This is a genomic window from Pediococcus acidilactici DSM 20284, from assembly GCF_000146325.1.
GTDB lineage: Bacteria > Bacillota > Bacilli > Lactobacillales > Lactobacillaceae > Pediococcus > Pediococcus acidilactici.
Genome location: NZ_GL397067.1, coordinates 1,712,751 through 1,728,691 on the forward strand (window position 1 = coordinate 1,712,751; position 15,941 = coordinate 1,728,691).

Consider the following 15,941-nt stretch of genomic DNA (forward strand, 5'->3'; position numbering starts at 1 on the left):
TTCCTCCTAATCAATCTGGGCTTTTAATTCCAATACCGTATCACGCAGATTAGCAGCCCTTTCGAAATCAAGTTCTTTAGCTGCCGCGCGCATTTGGTCTTCCAGACTTTCAATCATTTCTTTTTGGTCTTTACGATCCATATCCGCGAAGTCCACATCCAAAAAGTCGTCCTTTTCACCAGTGTCTTCCGTCTCCGTGGTAGCTGAGATTAGCGAACGGATATCTTTCTTAATCGTGTGCGGGGTAATCCCGTGTTCCTTATTGTATGCTTCCTGAATCGAGCGCCGCCGCGCGGTTTCATCGATGGTTTCCTTCATGGATTGGGTAACGTGGTCGGCATACATAATTACGTGTCCGTGTTCGTTACGCGCCGCCCGTCCAGCCACCTGAATCATGGAACGGGTGTTACGTAAGAAGCCTTCCTTATCGGCATCTAAAATTGCCACCAGCGAAACTTCCGGAACGTCAATTCCTTCCCTAAGCAGGTTAATTCCGACCAAGACGTCGTACTTGCCCAGTCGTAAATCACGAATAATGCGAGTTCGCTCCAGCGTCTTTACGTCACTATGCAGGTAGGCCACTTTAATCCCCATATCCTTTAGATAATCGGTTAAGTCTTCGGCCATCTTCTTCGTCAAGGTAGTTACAAAGACCCGTTCGTCTTTTTCTACCCGTTGGTTAATTTCGCCAAGCAAATCATCCATTTGGCCCATAATTGGCCGCACTTCAATAGTCGGATCCAATAATCCCGTTGGCCGAATGATTTGTTGTACCACGTGGTCCGTCCTAGCAGTCTCGTAGTCCCCGGGAGTTGCGGACATGTAAACCACTTGATGAACGTGTTTTTCAAACTCCTCAAGCTTCAACGGCCGGTTATCTAACGCACTTGGTAACCGGAACCCGTAGTCAATTAATTGTTGCTTCCGGGCCCGGTCCCCGTTATACATCCCGCGAACTTGCGGCATGGTAACGTGGGATTCGTCAACTACCAGTAGGAAATCGTCTGGGAAGAAGTCCAGCAGCGTGTACGGCGGTTCGCCGGGTTTGCGCCCGTCCATGTGCCGGGAATAGTTTTCAATTCCGTTGGTATAACCCATTTCTCGCAACATTTCGATATCGTAAGTGGTCCGTTGCTTCAGTCGTTGGGCTTCCAATAACTTACCCTGGCCTTCTAACTCTGCAAGCCGGTCCTTTAATTCCGCTTCAATTCCTTCGATAGCGTGTTCCATCCGGTCTTCGTTAGTCATAAAGTGGGTTGCCGGGAAAATGGTGATGTGATCGCGATCACCAATAATTTCTCCAGTTAAAGCGTCCATCTCACGCATCCGGTCAATCTCATCGCCAAAGAATTCCACCCGGATCGAGTGGGCTTCGTTAGCGGCCGGGAAGATTTCCACCACGTCGCCGTGCACTCGGAAACGCCCCCGTTGAAAATCAATGTCATTTCTTTCATATTGAATGTCGACTAATTCTCGGAGTAATTGATTACGGTCAATCTCTTGCCCCACGCGTAGTGATAAGGCTTGGTCGCGATATTCGCGCGGGTCCCCTAAACCAAAGATACTCGAAACTGAGGCCACCACAATCACGTCGTTCCGTTCCAATAGCGAGCTCGTCGCCGAATGCCGCAGCTCATCGATTTCGTCGTTAATGGACGAATCTTTTTCAATATAAGTGTCACTAGAAGGCACGTATGCTTCGGGTTGGTAATAGTCGTAATAACTAACAAAATACTCAACTGCGTTATTTGGGAAAAATTGTTTGAATTCACCATACAATTGTCCAGCGAGCGTCTTGTTATGTGATAAAATCAGCGTCGGCTTGTTGACCTGCTGAATTACGTTTGAAATGGTAAAAGTCTTTCCAGTTCCGGTCGCACCCAAAAGAATCTGTTCTTTTTCACCCTTCTGGATCCCATCAACTAGTTGTTTAATCGCCGTCGGTTGGTCTCCGGTAGGCTGGTACTTAGAAACTAGTTCGAACTGCCGATTTTCCTCGCGTTCAATCATTATTTTTCCCCCATTCACACAAAAAAACTGAGATGAACCCCGTTAGGTTCTGGCTCTCAGCCATTTGATTATTAACGTTTGAGTTACTGCCACTATTCTATCACACCGAACATACTTTCGCTATTTTTTTGCTATTGAATAATTGTGCGACTAATTTTTTCTAATTTTAGTTGGTCCGTAAACTCTTCATTTAACAATTCGGGTAAAACTTTTTCGAGGAAGTATTGCACACTCGGCATGTCCTTATATTTAACAATCGTGGTTAAGCTCTCCTTATAAATGTCAGTATAAACGTCTTCCGGATTTCCCTTTTGGATTTCACCAAACGATTCGTAAAGCAAGTCAATCTTATCCGCTACCGCTAAAATTTGGCCTTCGATCGTGTCATCCTTGCCCTCTGACAAACGCCGTTCGTAAGCAGCTTGGAATTCAGCAGGAATTTCATTTTTAATGAAGTTATCCTTCATTGAATCTTCTACATTCGCCAGCATCTTCCGCAAGTCGGCCGTGGCATACTTAACCGGCGTCTTGATGTCGCCGATAAACCGTTCGTTATAGTCGTGATTAAGGGATTTTTCATAAAGTAAACGCCAATTAATTTGGTTTCCTGCATGTTCTTCCACGTCGCCTAAAAATTGAGCGATTTCCGCCACTTTGAAGGAATGTTCCGCGACCGAGTGCTTTTGGTACTTAAAAAAGCCCGGTGCCCGATAGATCGTTTCTAAATTGCTTAAACTCTTAAAAAATTGATGCATCCCCATAAAAAATTCCCCCTAAATAAATTTAAATTGTTAACATACTATCACAAATAAACTGGAATGTGAAAGTTTTCCGCCGAGGAACAAACTTGGCTTAGCACCCCCTTTTAAAACAGCTGGAAACTAAAAAAGATCCGGCCGTTAGCCGAATCTTTGCTTATTGAGTTATCAAATTGATGGATAAGTTTAAACGTGCTCCGGTACCTAGCTTTCTCCGGTTAACCAAATTTTAGGTTCGATCGCTCAAACCGCGATCAAACCTAACATCTAGTTAAACTTGCGCTTCACTGCTATATAGCCGAAACGTGCTCCGGTACCCAGTTTTCTCCGGTTAACCAAATATCGGGACCAATCGCTCAAACCGCGATTAGTCCCGATATTCAGTTAATCCTCAAAATCTACCCGGGTCCCTGCGCACTCTAGTTTATCAACCCATCAATTGCCTTTTCATAGTTTTCGATCTTCTTCAAGGTTGCTTCTTCACTTTCGCCTACCGCTCCGATATAGAACTTAATCTTTGGTTCCGTTCCGGATGGGCGGATCGCAATCCATGAGCCATCTGCCAACTTAAACTTCAAAACGTCCGCCTTTGGCAATTCGATTGGCGAAGTTTCGCCATTATCTGCGTACTTAGTTTGACTTAAGAAGTCTTGGGTTTCAACCACCGCAACGTCGTCAAAATGGTCTGGGCGTTCTTCACGAACCTTTTCCATGATTGCTGCCATCTTCGCTTTACCATCCACACCAGGGAAATCTTTTGAAATGGTTTTTTCTTCATGGTAGCCATACGTTGTGAAGAGGTTTTGCACCCCATCATAAAGGGTTTGACCCTTACTCCGGTAATAAGCGGCAATTTCCGCCAATAGTACAATCCCTTGAATGGCATCCTTATCCCGAACAAATGGCCGAACAAGGTAGCCGTAACTTTCTTCAAAGCCAAACATAAAGGTGTGTTCGTTGGTTTCTTCATAATGTTTGATTTGATCGGCAATGTACTTGAATCCGGTCAAAACGTCAATCATTTCTACGCCGTGAGCTTCCGCAATCCGGGTTGCTAATTCACTAGAAACGATTGATTTTACGGCTGCAGCGTTCTTTGGTAAGTCTCCAGCTTCATCGTGGGCGGTTAAAATGTACTCTAACATTACCGCCGCAATTTGGTTTCCGGTCAATAACTTGTAATCGCCATTTGGTAAACGAACGGCCGCACCTAGCCGATCCGCGTCAGGGTCCGTCGCAATCAAGAGGTCTGCTTGCTGCTTTTTACCTAACTCAATCGCCAAATCAAAAGTTTGGGCAAATTCCGGATTGGGGAATGGTGTTGTGCCAAACTCAGGATCCGCAATGGCTTGCTTTGGTACCATCGTGTAATCTTTGAAACCGGCATTTTCAAGGGCACGGCCGCCGACTACCTTTCCGGTTCCGTGAAGTGGCGAATAGATCAACTTCATATCTGCGCCATATTTTTTAATAAGGTCGTGGTTGATGGAAACCGTCTTTACTTGTGCAAGATATTTCTGGTCAATATCTTCGCCGATCAAGGTCATTAAGCCCTTTTCACGGAGTTGGCCTTGCGTCAAAGCTTTTACGCCAAAAATATCGGTGACCTTCCGAATGTATTCAGTAATCCGGTCCGATTCCATTGGTGGCATTTGTCCGCCATCCGGACCGTAAATTTTATACCCGTTATATTGTTTAGGGTTGTGGCTAGCCGTAATCATAATACCAGCGTAGGTATCGAGTTCACGAACCGTAAAAGAAAGTTCGGGAGTAGGCCGCATACTATCAAACACGAACGTTGGAATGTTGTGGTTGCCTAAAACACCCGCAGCTTCTAAAGCAAATTCTTGCGAATGGTAACGGGAGTCAAAACTAATTGCTACTCCCCGTTGCTTGTCTTCGGGAGTTAGCGTGTCCATGAAGTTAGCTAAACCTTCCGTTGCCTGACGAACCGTGTAAATGTTCATCCGGTTGATTCCCGGACCCATTACCCCCCGCATTCCTGCAGTTCCAAATTCCATCGGTGCATAAAAAGCTTCTTTTAGCGCTTGTGGATCCTTTGCTAATTCTTTTAATTCTTGCTTTAAGTTAAAATCTAAATCGGCAAAATCTTGCCATTCTTTAACTGAATCTTCCCAGTTCATTAAAAAATTCCTCCTCGGTGTGAGTAACTTAATTTTTATTATACAATACGATTAGTCACTCAGAAAGCGTTTTACCCAAAAATCACACTCTGCCATTACCTATAATTATAAAGTACAGCTAATCCATAAAAAAGTTTTTAATTATTAAACCACTCCAGTTCACCAAAAAAGCCTCCAGAAACCAAGGTCTTCCCTGGCTTCTGGAGGCTTCATAATTTTCTTAAATGGTTAATGACTTCACACTTTTAGGATAACGATTGAATGTACTCGTAAGCTTGTTGTCCCGCCGTGCCGCCTTCTCCAACTGCCGTAGCAACCTGGCGAAGGTTTTTCTTCCGTACGTCACCGACTGCAAAAATTCCCGGAACCTTGGTGTGCATTAGGTTATCGGTTGGAATCCAGCCGTTTTCATCTAAAATGCCCAAGTCCTTAAACGGAGCGGTCATTGGCTTTACCCCAACGTAGATAAATACTCCCGCAGCTTCAATAAAAGAATCTTCGCCAGTTTGGTTATTTTTAACCTTTACGCCGGTAACTTTATCATCGCCCACAATCTCGGTTACGTTGCTGTTCCAAATAAATTCCATCTTGGGGTTAGCAAACGCCCGGTCTTGGCTGATTTTTTGTGCCCGAAGTTGGTCCCGCCGGTGAATAACAGTAACTTTCGATGCCAATTGAGTCAGGTAAATACCTTCTTCAATCGCTGAGTCACCACCGCCGACCACGATTAAGTGCATTCCCTTAAAGAAAGCACCATCACATACCGCACAGTAGGAAACTCCCCGGCCACTAAAGTCTTCTTCACCAGGCACGCCCAGCTTCTTGTATTCTGAGCCGGTCCCAATGATGATGGCCTTGCCGATAAATTCTTCACCCATATCGGTCTTCACTAACTTAGTGGTTCCATCGTCACGAATTGATTCGACGCTTCCGTAAGCGTACTCTGCGCCAAACTGAGTGGAGCTTTCATACATTTCTTTTGCTAAATCTGGTCCCAGGATGGACTTAAATCCCGGATAATTTTCGATGGCTGCCGTATTATTCATCTGACCGCCATAAATTCCGCGATCAAGCATCAGCACCGACAAATTAGCACGCGATGCATACAAAGCCGCAGTCATTCCAGCCGGCCCCGCACCGATTACTATCACATCATATTGCTTTGCCATAATAATCCTCCATATCTGATAATGAATCCACTATACACTTACTTTTAATAACTGTCCATGATTCTGTATTATAATCACTAATTTAAAAATTGCATTTTTAATGCTTAGCAAGTTACCAAGTAACTTAGAAAATAAATAAGGGAGCCCGGGACCAAAAGTCCGAGTCTCCCTTAAATAGCTATCGTTAATTTTTATTTGAGCGTTTTAGCCAATTCCTTGATGTAGGCCTTAAGTTCATCCTTCGTTTCTGGATGTTTCAAACCATATTCAATGTTGGTCTTTAAGAAACCAAACTTGTTACCCACGTCGTAACGTTCACCGTTAAATACTTTCGCAAACACCCGTTGCTTCTTGTTTAACGTATCGATTGCGTCAGTTAATTGGATTTCGTTACCTTCACCAGGTTTTTGATTTTCGAGAATGTTAAAGATTTCTGGAGTAAGTACGTAACGACCAATGATTGCTAAGTTACTTGGTGCTTCATCAACTGCTGGTTTTTCCACAAACTTAGAAACGTTGTACAAGCCTTTTTCCACTTCTTCAGATGGATCAATAACCCCGTACTTCGAAACTTCTTCGTGAGGAACCGGTAAAACAGCTAATGTAGAAGCACCAGTATCTTCGAACGAATCAACCAGTTGCTTAGTTAGGGGAACCTTGTCTTCCATCAAATCGTCACCTAACATAACGACAAATGGTTCGTTACCAACGAATGTCTTCGCAGTTAAAACCGCGTCCCCTAAACCACGGGGATGACTTTGCCGCTTGAAGTACATGTTCAGACCGGTGGTTTCTTCAACCATCTTTAACATTTGCTTCTTGCCCTTTGCCTTTAAGTTAGCTTCCAATTCAGGAACCGCGTCAAAATGGTCTTCAATTGCCCGCTTACCTTTTCCGGTAATGATCAAAATATCTTCAATTCCAGACTTCCGTGCTTCTTCGACGATATATTGAATCGTAGGCTTGTCCACGATTGGTAACATTTCCTTAGGCGAAGCCTTAGTTACTGGTAAGAATCGGGTTCCTAATCCCGCTGCTGGTATGATTGCTTTACGTACTTTTGTCATAAAAACTCAAACCTCCAAATATTTACTCTAATTCTGATTTTCCATCCCGGTGCATAAGGTCATCAATGACTTCTTTAACACCTTTATCATTATACAACACATCGTAGATGGCTTCAGTAATTGGCATCTCGATATGTTTTTGTTGGGCTAATTCGTAAGCTGCCTTGGTAGAAGGAATCCCTTCGATGACCATCCCCATCGTATCGATAACTTCTTGCAGCTGCATCCCTTGGCCAAGTTCGTTACCAGCCCGCCAGTTTCGAGAATGAACACTAGTGGCCGTAACAATTAAATCACCAACCCCGGATAAACCAATAAAGGTCAGTGGTTTGGCGCCAAAGGCAACTCCTAAACGAGATATTTCAGCTAATCCCCGGGTAATGAGGGCTGCTTTAGCATCGTCCCCGTATCCCAGGCCGTGTAAAGCACCGGCGCCAATCGCAATGACGTTCTTCAACGCCGCTCCCATCTCTACGCCGATGATGTCGTCATTGGTGTAAACGCGGAAATAGTGGTTCATAAATAATTTTTGGACCATTTCAGCACTTGCTAAATCCGTGCTTGCCGCCGTTACCAACGTCAAGTCTTGTTTAGCAACTTCTTCAGCATGACTTGGGCCAGACAAGACTACGATAGCCTTTCGGTACTGGCTTGGAATTTCTTCTTCCAATACTTCAGAAAGGCGTTTGTGCGTTCCTAACTCAAGTCCCTTACTTGCATGAATAATCACTGGTTGTTGCTTTGTTTTTTCTAAAACGGCAACCATTTGTTGAGCAACTAAGCGCATTACCTTAGTAGGAACAACGAATAACACCGCATCAACGTCTTTCAACGCAAATTCTAGATCCGTCGTTGCTACTAAACGTTCATCATATTTGAAACCTGGCACGTAATGCTCGTTAGTGTGTTGGTCGTTAAGCTCTTGAGCTTGCGCCTCCATGTTTGTCCAAGCAACTACATCATTGCCATTTTGAACCAACATGTTTGCTAAAATACTGCCCCATGAACCGGCTCCTAACACTGCAACTTTTTTTGCCATTATTAATCCCCTTACAATCTATAAAATATAATTATTTAAAAATATGTACCCTCTCATTATCATATATAAAGGTACTTTACTCAAGGTCTTTTGGTGCGAACTGGTTTCCATCCAGGTAGTCGGGAACCGGATTTTGGACCCGTGTCCGGCGCCAAATCAACAGGCCAATCGCGCCCATAAATAACACTACCGACAACCATTGGGAGACCCGAATCCCCAATAACATAAGGCTATCCGTTCGCATTCCTTCCACGAAGAACCGGCCGAAAGAATACCAAATCACGTAGCTCAAAAAGATTTCACCTTGTTTAAAAAGTTTCGGTACGTGACGTAAACTCATTAACACAATAAAGCCTAAAATGTCCCATACGGATTCATACAGGAAGGTTGGTTGACGAAATGCACCGTTGATCCACATCTGCTGAATAATAAAATGCGGCAGGTGTAAACTTTGCAGAAAAGCTAGGCTGGTCACCCGCCCAAAGGCTTCCTGATTCATAAAGTTACCCCACCGGCCAATTCCTTGAGCCATGATCAGCACCGGAGCAATGATATCCAACATCAACCAAACCGGAATCCAGTAGTATCGACAAAATAGGTAAACTACGATTCCTGCACCAATCAACGCACCGTAAATCGCAATTCCACCGTCCCAAACCCGAATGATTTCGGAAAGGTGGTTTTGGTAGTAACCCCATTCAAAAATCACGTAGTAGGCGCGAGCACTAATAATGGCCACCGGCAGCGACCATAAAATCAAATCATAGATGCGATCGGGATCCACGCGCCGGCGTCGCGCTTCCCGAACCGCTAGAATGGTTGCCAGGACCACGGCAGAGGCAATGATAATTCCATACCAGTGCACCTGGAGGCTCCCCCACGAAAATGCAATCGGATTTAAAGCTCCGACACTAAAATTCACTAAATCCACTTCCTATGCTTGTGAGTTATCTTTAATCAACGCGTTAAGGTTTTGGTCAAAAACCTTTGTAGCGTCGTAACCCATATTTTTAGCCCTAAAGTTCATTGCGGCGGCTTCGATGATGTCCCCGAGGTTCCGTCCAACACGAACCGGAATTGTAATTTTGGGGATGTCTAAATCAAAGAAATGCCGGGTTTGTTCACCATTACCGAGCCGATCAAAATGGGTTTCCTTATCCCAATTTTGTAAGTGGACGATTAGGTTAATATCGGTACTGTTCTTAACCGAACTAGCCCCGAATAAATTCATCACGTCGATAATTCCGACTCCCCGGATCTCTAACAAATGCCGGAGAATTTGGGGAGCTTCCCCAATTAAGGTCTGTTCATCTTGTTGGTAAATATCGACTCGGTCATCCGCAATCAGCCGGTGCCCGCGTTTAATAAGGTCTAGAGCAGTTTCACTCTTCCCGATTCCGGAATCACCGGTGATCAGTACCCCTAGTCCGTAAATTTCCACAAGTTCCCCGTGAACCGAATCCCGTTCAGCTAAACGGTCTTCTAGGTAGTTAGTCATGTTACTTAATAACCGGGAAGTCGGGAGGGTCGACGTTAAAATCGGCACTCCGTTATCCTTTGCCGCCTTAATTAACTCCTTAGGCACCGGAAGTCCACGTGAAATTACGAAGGCGGGCGTTTGCTTATCTGCCATTTGACTGTAGACAACCGTGCGATCCGCGCTCGTCATGCTATCCTTTGCGTACGAAATTTCGGTTTGACCAAACAACTGAATTCGCTCGCGGGGGTAAAATTTAAAGTAATTGGTTAATTCTAATCCCGGCCGGGAAATGTCACTAACCGTAACCTGCTTTTTATCTAACAGGTCTTCCCCATAAAATACGTCGAGCCTAATTTTTTTAACTAATTCTGTAATTGAAACACTATCGGCCATTACGATGGGCCTCCTTTAATAACGATTGGAAAAATGATTCGAAATAATCATGTTACAAATCGACAAAATCACCGAGATCAACATCGTCATCCCGAATGACGAAAAATAGAAGTTAGCGGGACCAACCAGCGCCGACGTGAACGTCAGCATTAACGCGTTAATCACGATGCTGAAAAATCCTAAGGTCAATAACGTGATTGGTAGCGAAATAATTTGTAAAACTGGTCGCACGCTAGCATTTAAAATCGCCAAGACGAGGCTCGCCGCTAACGCAATCCAAATGTTAGAAACGTAGAAATTTCCGCTATTTTGGAAAAATCCCGTTAAAGCGACAAATAAAATTCCATTCACTAATACTCGTTGCCAAAAGCGCATTTGCATTCTCCTAATCTTTTATTCATCGACGTCGTGTACTTCGGCGTCCTTAATTTCTTTTCTTTGCCGTGATTGCTTTTGTCCGGGAGCTTTTCCCGAAAAACCAGTCCAGTTGGCAAATTGCTGAAAGAATCCCGTATTTTGACTTGGCATGTACCAAGCTAAAATAAAATATGGAATCAACAACAACCCGTGTGATAGTAAAATTAGTACTAACGCAATGATTCGGGTAAGGGACTTATCCCAGCCAAAATGTTCTGCAATGCCACCGCATACTCCAGCAACAAAACGGTCGTTAGACTTTGTAAACTTTGATTTGGAACCTGATTTCAAACATTTCACCTCTAAGCTTTTTAATTATCTGTAATTTTACAGCTTTTCACTTTCGATTAGCAAACTTTATCCCCATAAAAAGTACGGGTATTACCAAAATTTTAAATTAATCCCCTAAAAGGCAGCAAACATTGCGCTATTTTCCATAATAAAAATAAACGGGTGGAAATTCCTAGCGCAAAATTCCCCCCGTTTATTTTTAATTGTCTCCGGATAACTCCGTAATCTTTCCAGTCTGGTTGTACATGATCCACTCCACCACGTTAATTACGTGGTCGCCAATCCGTTCCAAATAGCTAGCAACCATTAAATATCCAGTTCCTCCAGTAACCACTTTGGCATCGTTTTTCATTTTACTGGCAATGCTTTGTCGAATTTTTTTAAAACTGGTTTCGATTTGGTGGTTGGCATCGATAATTTCTTTTGCAAGCCGGCCGTCATCCTTGACGTAAGCGTCAATCGTTGCGTCGAGCATTCCCCGAATCAAATGAGTCATTTCAGCAATTTCTGCTTCAATTATCGCATCCCGCTGGTGCCCCTTAATTCGGATCGTTTCCTTGGCAATCCCCACCGCGTGGTCACCGATCCGTTCCAGTTCCGAACTCGCCTTTAAAACTACGATCACCTGTCGAAAATCATTAGCCACTGGTTGTTGCAGCGCCATCAAATTAATTGCCTGATCTTCTAACCGCACTTCGGCAACGTTGACCTTTTCATCATGTTCGATCACGGACTGAGCTAGCTCACGATCGTGGTCAATAAAAGATTTGGTTGCCTGATAAATTTGTTCCCCCACGTCCAGTCCCATTTCCGTGAACCGTTCTAATAGCCGTTTAAGCTCTTCCTTAAAAATTCCTTGCATACCAATTCCCCCTTAACCAAATTTACCATTCAAGTAATCACTCGTTGCCGTCTGATCCGGATTTAAAAATAGTTTAGCAGTTGGACCCGCTTCTATTAACTGACCATTTAAAAAGAACGCCGTCTGATCCGAAATTCGAGAGGCCTGTTGCATATTGTGAGTCACTACCGCTAATGTGTAATTCTCTTTCAAAGCCACCAAACTTTCTTCCACCTTCCCCGCCGAGATCGGGTCTAGCGCACTAGTTGGTTCATCTAAAAGAATAATTTCCGGTTGAACCGCTAACACCCGGGCAATGCAGATCCGCTGTTGCTGCCCGCCCGAAAAAGAAAGGGCGTTGCTTTTTAAATGATCTTTAGTTTCTTGCCAAACCGCGGCCTGTTTCAGACTCGTTTCCACCCGTTCTGCTAAGACTTGGGGGTCGGTGATTCCCGCAAGGCGGAGTCCGTAGGTGACGTTGTCATAAACCGAAAACGGAAAGGGGTTGGGTTGTTGGAAAACCATGCCGACCCGCCGTCTTAAATCCGCTTCGTCAGTTTGAGCATCGTAAATGTCCTGCCCCGCAACCCGAATCGTTCCGGTCACCCGCACTTCCGGAATTAAATCGTTCATCCGGTTCAAACAACGCAAAAAGGTTGATTTACCACTACCCGAAGGTCCAATCAAAGCCGTAATTTGGTTTTGTGGCAAGTTAAGGTTAATCCCGTGTAAAGCCTCCGTTTCCCCATAAGATAAGCGCACGTCTTCTGCAGTTACCACGTTATTACTCATTACCCTTCTCCTTTAACCAAAGTTTCCTGAAATATAGTCTTCCGTCAATTTTTCACGGGGATTGGTAAAAATATTCTTGGTTGTATCAAATTCTACAATCTTCCCTAAATGCATGAACGCCGTATAATCGCTTAATCGTGACGCCTGCTCCATACTATGCGTAACGATAATGATCGTATACCGTTTTTTTAATTCCCGCAGCGTGGTTTCAATCTTAGCAGTCGACACCGGATCCAACGCACTGGCCGGCTCATCTAACAGTAGAATGTCGGGATTCATCGCTAACGCCCGGGCAATGCACAAGCGCTGTTGCTGTCCGCCCGAAAGTGCTAAGGCACTCGCATTTAGGCGGTCATGCACTTCATCCCACAGGGCAGCTTGTCGTAAACTCGTCTCGGTCACTTCAGCTAGTTGCGCGGAATCCTTTACCCCATGCTCGCGTAATGGAAAGGTGATGTTACGTTCGATTGACTTAGCAAACGGGTTTGGGCGTTGAAAAACCATCCCGATCCGGCGCCGCATTTGGTAAATATCAACGTTATTCGTATTAATATCTAACCCCCGGTACGTAATGCTACCGGTCACTCGCGCGATGCCATCGTTCATCCGGTTCAAGCTGCGTAAGTAGGTCGATTTCCCCGATCCCGAGGCACCAATTAACGCAGTAATTGAATACCGGGGAAACTGTAACGAGGCGTCAAAAAGGGCTTGCTTTTCCCCATAGAATACCTGTAAATCGTGAGTTTCCAGTGCAATTTCACGGTTAGTTGGAAACCTTAAGATTGAACTTTCATTAACGTTGGTTTGCATTGCATCCATCCCCCTATCGGCTCGCGGTAATTCGCCGGTATACCCAGTTACCTAAGCGCCGAGCGCTGAAATTAAATATTAAAATTACAATAATTAAAACTGCGGAAGCCCCTGCAGATACCTGGCTAGCATCGGGCATGATTCCCTCCGTGTTAATCTTCCAAATGTGGACGGCAAGGGTTTCTGCCGGTCGAAAAATATTCAGTGGACTAGTGCTGCTAAGCGGGTTCCAATCGGCGTAATTTAAACTTGGTGCGCTTTGTCCCGCGGTAAAAATCAGTGCAGCGGCTTCCCCGAATACCCGTCCCGCACTCAGAATTACTCCGGTTAAAATTCCGGGCAAGGCAGCTGGCAGAATCACCTTGGTAATCGTGTGCCACCGGGAAATCCCTAACGCTAATCCCGCTTCTCGTTGTAAATTAGGCACCCCTGCCAGAGCGTTTTCAATGCTGCGGGTTAACAGTGGTAAATTGAACAGCGTTAGGGCAATTGCACCTGAAAGAATGGAAAATCCTAGTTGAAACTGCACCACGAAAAGTAAGAAGCCAAACAACCCGACCACTACCGAAGGCAACGAACTCAACACTTCAATCATGATTCGCATAATTTCAGTAATTTTATTTTGGGGCGCATACTCGTTTAAATAAATTGCTGCTCCTAACGCAATCGGTAAGGATAGTATCAGGGTTAGCACCAATAAATAAAACGAGTTAAACAATTGATCCCCAATGCCGCCCCCTGCACTAAAGGCGGCCGCCGAAGATGTCAGAAATCGCCACGACACGTGTGGTAATCCGGTCGCTAAGATAAAACCTAACAACCCAATTAGGATCAAAACGACCAATCCCACCATTGCGTAAATCACCCCGGTTGCAATCCGGTCAATTCGTTTCGCCTTCATTTAAACGCCCCCTTTTTGCCAATCATCCGAATTAATAGGTTGAAAAATAGTGACATTATCAGCAGCACCAGAGCTAAGGACCACAGGGCGTTATTTGGTAAAGTGTCCAACACCGTATTCCCAATTCCAGTCGTTAAAACACTGGTCAACGTAGCCGCCGGAGTCAAAACGTCTTTTGGCAAAACCGCTGCGTTTCCGATTACCATTTGTACCGCGAGTGCTTCGCCAAAGGCACGGGCCATCCCAAAAATAATCGCCGTTAACAACCCGGGTAAGGAAGCACGCACCACTACTTTAGAAATTGTCTGCCAACGGGTTGCCCCTAACGCTAAGGAAGCTTCCCGATAGTGACGGGGAACTGCTTGTAAACTATCCACGTACATTGCGGTTACGGTTGGCAAAATCATTACCAATAGCACCAGGGCGCCGGCTAAGATTCCAAAACCGGTTCCACCGAAAATACTACGGAGAGCGGGGACCACCACCGTTAAGCCGACGAACCCGTAAACTACCGATGGGATTCCCACTAGTAACTCAATTACCGCTTGAAGAAGGCCCCGACGCCGTTTGTTTGCAATTTCCACCATGAAGATGGCCGTTGCCATTGCCAAAGGCGCTGCCAAAAGTGCCGAGCCCAGGGTTACTGCAAAAGAACCGACAATCATCGGTAATGCGCCCACTAACGGGGTCGGTTTAGCGGTCGGATTCCAGATTGTTTTGGTGAAAAAATCGCCTGCACTGATTTTGTTTTCTGAAAAAGTTGCTAAGCCTTTGGAAGTAATCATGAATAAGATTGCTAGAACCACTAGCATAATTACTCCCACACAAATCCGGGCGATTAATTTGCCCAATTGATCTTGCCGCGCGGCTGGTGACTTTTGGGTTAATTCCTTTTGAATTTCATCAATCATTTTGCTCCCCCCTGATTGGAATCACTTTTCCGTTCATGGTCCGTTTCACTTGCATATCATGAATGGAAATGTATCCTAAATCACTCACTAAATTTTTTTGTACCGTCTGGGACGTCATGTACTTAAGGAAGTCGCGGGTTGCTGAGTTAGTTTTCAGCTGGGTGTACATGTGCTCGTACGACCAAATTTTCCACCGGTTAGTTTGCACGTTTTCCGCGGTGGGTTGTACTCCGTCGATTGCGATTGGCTGTAACTGCTTATTGAAGTATGAAAAGGATAGATAACTGATTGCTCCGGGAGTTGCCTGTACTACCTTTTGCACCGTTCCGTTAGCATCCTGTTCCTGAGCATTTACCGCCCCACCATGCGGTAAAACCGTCTGTTCAAACGTTTTCCGGATTCCGCTGCCTTGGGCCCGATTGATTATCACAATTTTTTCATCTGGGCCGCCCACCTGTTTCCAATTGGTGATCTTTCCCGTGAAAATTTTTTGCAGCTCGGTCATGGACAAATTCTTAATCCCCACGTCTTTATTGATTACTGGTGCAATGCCGACTACCGCCACTTGATGATCCTTTAATTGGCTAGCTCGAATTCCATCTTGTTGCCCAGCATATACATCAGAGTTTCCGATTTGTACCGCTCCTTGTTGAACTTGACCAAGTCCGGTACCCGACCCGCCTCCCTGCACAGTGATCTGTGCTTGCGGGTGATTTACCTGATAATCTGCCGCCGCTTTTTCTACCAAGGGTTGCAATGCGGTCGAACCGACAATGGTTACTTTTTGGGTGGCGTCTTTATTCTGGCAACCCGCAAGTAACCCAATTCCCAAAATTAATCCGCAACTAAGCAGCAACTTAAGCCATTTATTCATTAGCGAACCTCCCGTTTTTCCTGTTCCTTACTTACATATTTAGC

Annotated in this window: 16 protein-coding genes; all 16 read right to left on the reverse strand. The window is 44.9% G+C overall.

The window, feature by feature from the left end:
* Positions 1 to 6: 6 nt before the first annotated feature.
* Positions 7 to 2,010: an excinuclease ABC subunit UvrB gene (gene uvrB, locus HMPREF0623_RS08200; RefSeq protein WP_036671436.1), complete on the reverse strand. Its 2,004-nt coding sequence runs from the start codon at positions 2,008 to 2,010 to the stop codon at positions 7 to 9.
* Between the two features lie 131 nt (positions 2,011 to 2,141).
* Positions 2,142 to 2,771, reverse strand: a complete 630-nt coding sequence (locus HMPREF0623_RS08205) for an HD domain-containing protein (RefSeq protein WP_002829927.1) — start codon at positions 2,769 to 2,771, stop codon at positions 2,142 to 2,144.
* A 416-nt stretch (positions 2,772 to 3,187) separates the two neighbouring features.
* Complete coding sequence (locus HMPREF0623_RS08210; RefSeq protein ID WP_004166682.1) at positions 3,188 to 4,912, reverse strand: phospho-sugar mutase; 1,725 nt, start codon at positions 4,910 to 4,912, stop codon at positions 3,188 to 3,190.
* A 245-nt stretch (positions 4,913 to 5,157) separates the two neighbouring features.
* Positions 5,158 to 6,081, reverse strand: a complete 924-nt coding sequence (gene trxB / locus HMPREF0623_RS08215; protein WP_002831123.1) for a thioredoxin-disulfide reductase — start codon at positions 6,079 to 6,081, stop codon at positions 5,158 to 5,160.
* 191 nt (positions 6,082 to 6,272) lie between these two features.
* On the reverse strand, positions 6,273 to 7,148 hold the full coding sequence (galU, locus tag HMPREF0623_RS08220; RefSeq protein ID WP_004166683.1) for a UTP--glucose-1-phosphate uridylyltransferase GalU: 876 nt from the start codon (positions 7,146 to 7,148) through the stop codon (positions 6,273 to 6,275).
* A gap of 22 nt (positions 7,149 to 7,170) precedes the next feature.
* Positions 7,171 to 8,187 carry an NAD(P)H-dependent glycerol-3-phosphate dehydrogenase gene (locus HMPREF0623_RS08225; RefSeq protein ID WP_004166684.1) on the reverse strand — a complete coding sequence of 339 codons (1,017 nt, stop codon included), beginning with the start codon at positions 8,185 to 8,187 and terminating at the stop codon, positions 7,171 to 7,173.
* Between the two features lie 76 nt (positions 8,188 to 8,263).
* On the reverse strand, positions 8,264 to 9,109 hold the full coding sequence (gene lgt, locus HMPREF0623_RS08230; protein ID WP_036671438.1) for a prolipoprotein diacylglyceryl transferase: 846 nt from the start codon (positions 9,107 to 9,109) through the stop codon (positions 8,264 to 8,266).
* Between the two features lie 12 nt (positions 9,110 to 9,121).
* Positions 9,122 to 10,060: an HPr(Ser) kinase/phosphatase gene (hprK, locus tag HMPREF0623_RS08235; RefSeq protein ID WP_002829936.1), complete on the reverse strand. Its 939-nt coding sequence runs from the start codon at positions 10,058 to 10,060 to the stop codon at positions 9,122 to 9,124.
* Between the two features lie 15 nt (positions 10,061 to 10,075).
* On the reverse strand, positions 10,076 to 10,435 hold the full coding sequence (locus HMPREF0623_RS08240; protein ID WP_002829937.1) for a phage holin family protein: 360 nt from the start codon (positions 10,433 to 10,435) through the stop codon (positions 10,076 to 10,078).
* Positions 10,436 to 10,453: 18 nt separating this feature from the next.
* Positions 10,454 to 10,777: a PspC domain-containing protein gene (locus HMPREF0623_RS08245; RefSeq protein WP_004166686.1), complete on the reverse strand. Its 324-nt coding sequence runs from the start codon at positions 10,775 to 10,777 to the stop codon at positions 10,454 to 10,456.
* Positions 10,778 to 10,967: 190 nt separating this feature from the next.
* Entirely contained in the window at positions 10,968 to 11,630 is a 663-nt protein-coding gene (phoU, locus tag HMPREF0623_RS08250; protein WP_002829939.1) for a phosphate signaling complex protein PhoU, read from the reverse strand.
* Positions 11,631 to 11,642: 12 nt separating this feature from the next.
* Positions 11,643 to 12,401: a phosphate ABC transporter ATP-binding protein PstB gene (gene pstB, locus HMPREF0623_RS08255; RefSeq protein WP_004166687.1), complete on the reverse strand. Its 759-nt coding sequence runs from the start codon at positions 12,399 to 12,401 to the stop codon at positions 11,643 to 11,645.
* 12 nt (positions 12,402 to 12,413) lie between these two features.
* Positions 12,414 to 13,211, reverse strand: coding sequence for a phosphate ABC transporter ATP-binding protein PstB (pstB, locus tag HMPREF0623_RS08260; protein WP_002831118.1), 798 nt, complete (start codon positions 13,209 to 13,211; stop codon positions 12,414 to 12,416).
* Between the two features lie 13 nt (positions 13,212 to 13,224).
* Complete coding sequence (gene pstA / locus HMPREF0623_RS08265; RefSeq protein WP_002831117.1) at positions 13,225 to 14,112, reverse strand: phosphate ABC transporter permease PstA; 888 nt, start codon at positions 14,110 to 14,112, stop codon at positions 13,225 to 13,227.
* Complete coding sequence (gene pstC / locus HMPREF0623_RS08270) at positions 14,109 to 15,020, reverse strand: phosphate ABC transporter permease subunit PstC (protein WP_036671515.1); 912 nt, start codon at positions 15,018 to 15,020, stop codon at positions 14,109 to 14,111. Before pstC ends, pstA begins: the two co-directional genes overlap by 4 nt.
* Complete coding sequence (locus tag HMPREF0623_RS08275; RefSeq protein ID WP_002829945.1) at positions 15,016 to 15,897, reverse strand: phosphate ABC transporter substrate-binding protein PstS family protein; 882 nt, start codon at positions 15,895 to 15,897, stop codon at positions 15,016 to 15,018. Before HMPREF0623_RS08275 ends, pstC begins: the two co-directional genes overlap by 5 nt.
* Positions 15,898 to 15,941: the final 44 nt, after the last annotated feature.

What these genes read in the sequence shown, in the direction of transcription:
- uvrB (WP_036671436.1), bottom strand. Translation starts at nt 2,010, where the DNA reads ATGATTGAACGCGAGGAAAATCGGCAGTTCGAACTAGTTTCTAAGTAC.
- HMPREF0623_RS08205 (WP_002829927.1), bottom strand. Translation starts at nt 2,771, where the DNA reads ATGGGGATGCATCAATTTTTTAAGAGTTTAAGCAATTTAGAAACGATC.
- HMPREF0623_RS08210 (WP_004166682.1), bottom strand. Translation starts at nt 4,912, where the DNA reads ATGAACTGGGAAGATTCAGTTAAAGAATGGCAAGATTTTGCCGATTTA.
- trxB (WP_002831123.1), bottom strand. Translation starts at nt 6,081, where the DNA reads ATGGCAAAGCAATATGATGTGATAGTAATCGGTGCGGGGCCGGCTGGA.
- galU (WP_004166683.1), bottom strand. Translation starts at nt 7,148, where the DNA reads ATGACAAAAGTACGTAAAGCAATCATACCAGCAGCGGGATTAGGAACC.
- HMPREF0623_RS08225 (WP_004166684.1), bottom strand. Translation starts at nt 8,187, where the DNA reads ATGGCAAAAAAAGTTGCAGTGTTAGGAGCCGGTTCATGGGGCAGTATT.
- hprK (WP_002829936.1), bottom strand. Translation starts at nt 10,060, where the DNA reads ATGGCCGATAGTGTTTCAATTACAGAATTAGTTAAAAAAATTAGGCTC.
- HMPREF0623_RS08240 (WP_002829937.1), bottom strand. Translation starts at nt 10,435, where the DNA reads ATGCGCTTTTGGCAACGAGTATTAGTGAATGGAATTTTATTTGTCGCT.
- phoU (WP_002829939.1), bottom strand. Translation starts at nt 11,630, where the DNA reads ATGCAAGGAATTTTTAAGGAAGAGCTTAAACGGCTATTAGAACGGTTC.
- pstB (WP_004166687.1), bottom strand. Translation starts at nt 12,401, where the DNA reads ATGAGTAATAACGTGGTAACTGCAGAAGACGTGCGCTTATCTTATGGG.
- pstB (WP_002831118.1), bottom strand. Translation starts at nt 13,211, where the DNA reads ATGCAAACCAACGTTAATGAAAGTTCAATCTTAAGGTTTCCAACTAAC.
- pstA (WP_002831117.1), bottom strand. Translation starts at nt 14,112, where the DNA reads ATGAAGGCGAAACGAATTGACCGGATTGCAACCGGGGTGATTTACGCA.
- HMPREF0623_RS08275 (WP_002829945.1), bottom strand. Translation starts at nt 15,897, where the DNA reads ATGAATAAATGGCTTAAGTTGCTGCTTAGTTGCGGATTAATTTTGGGA.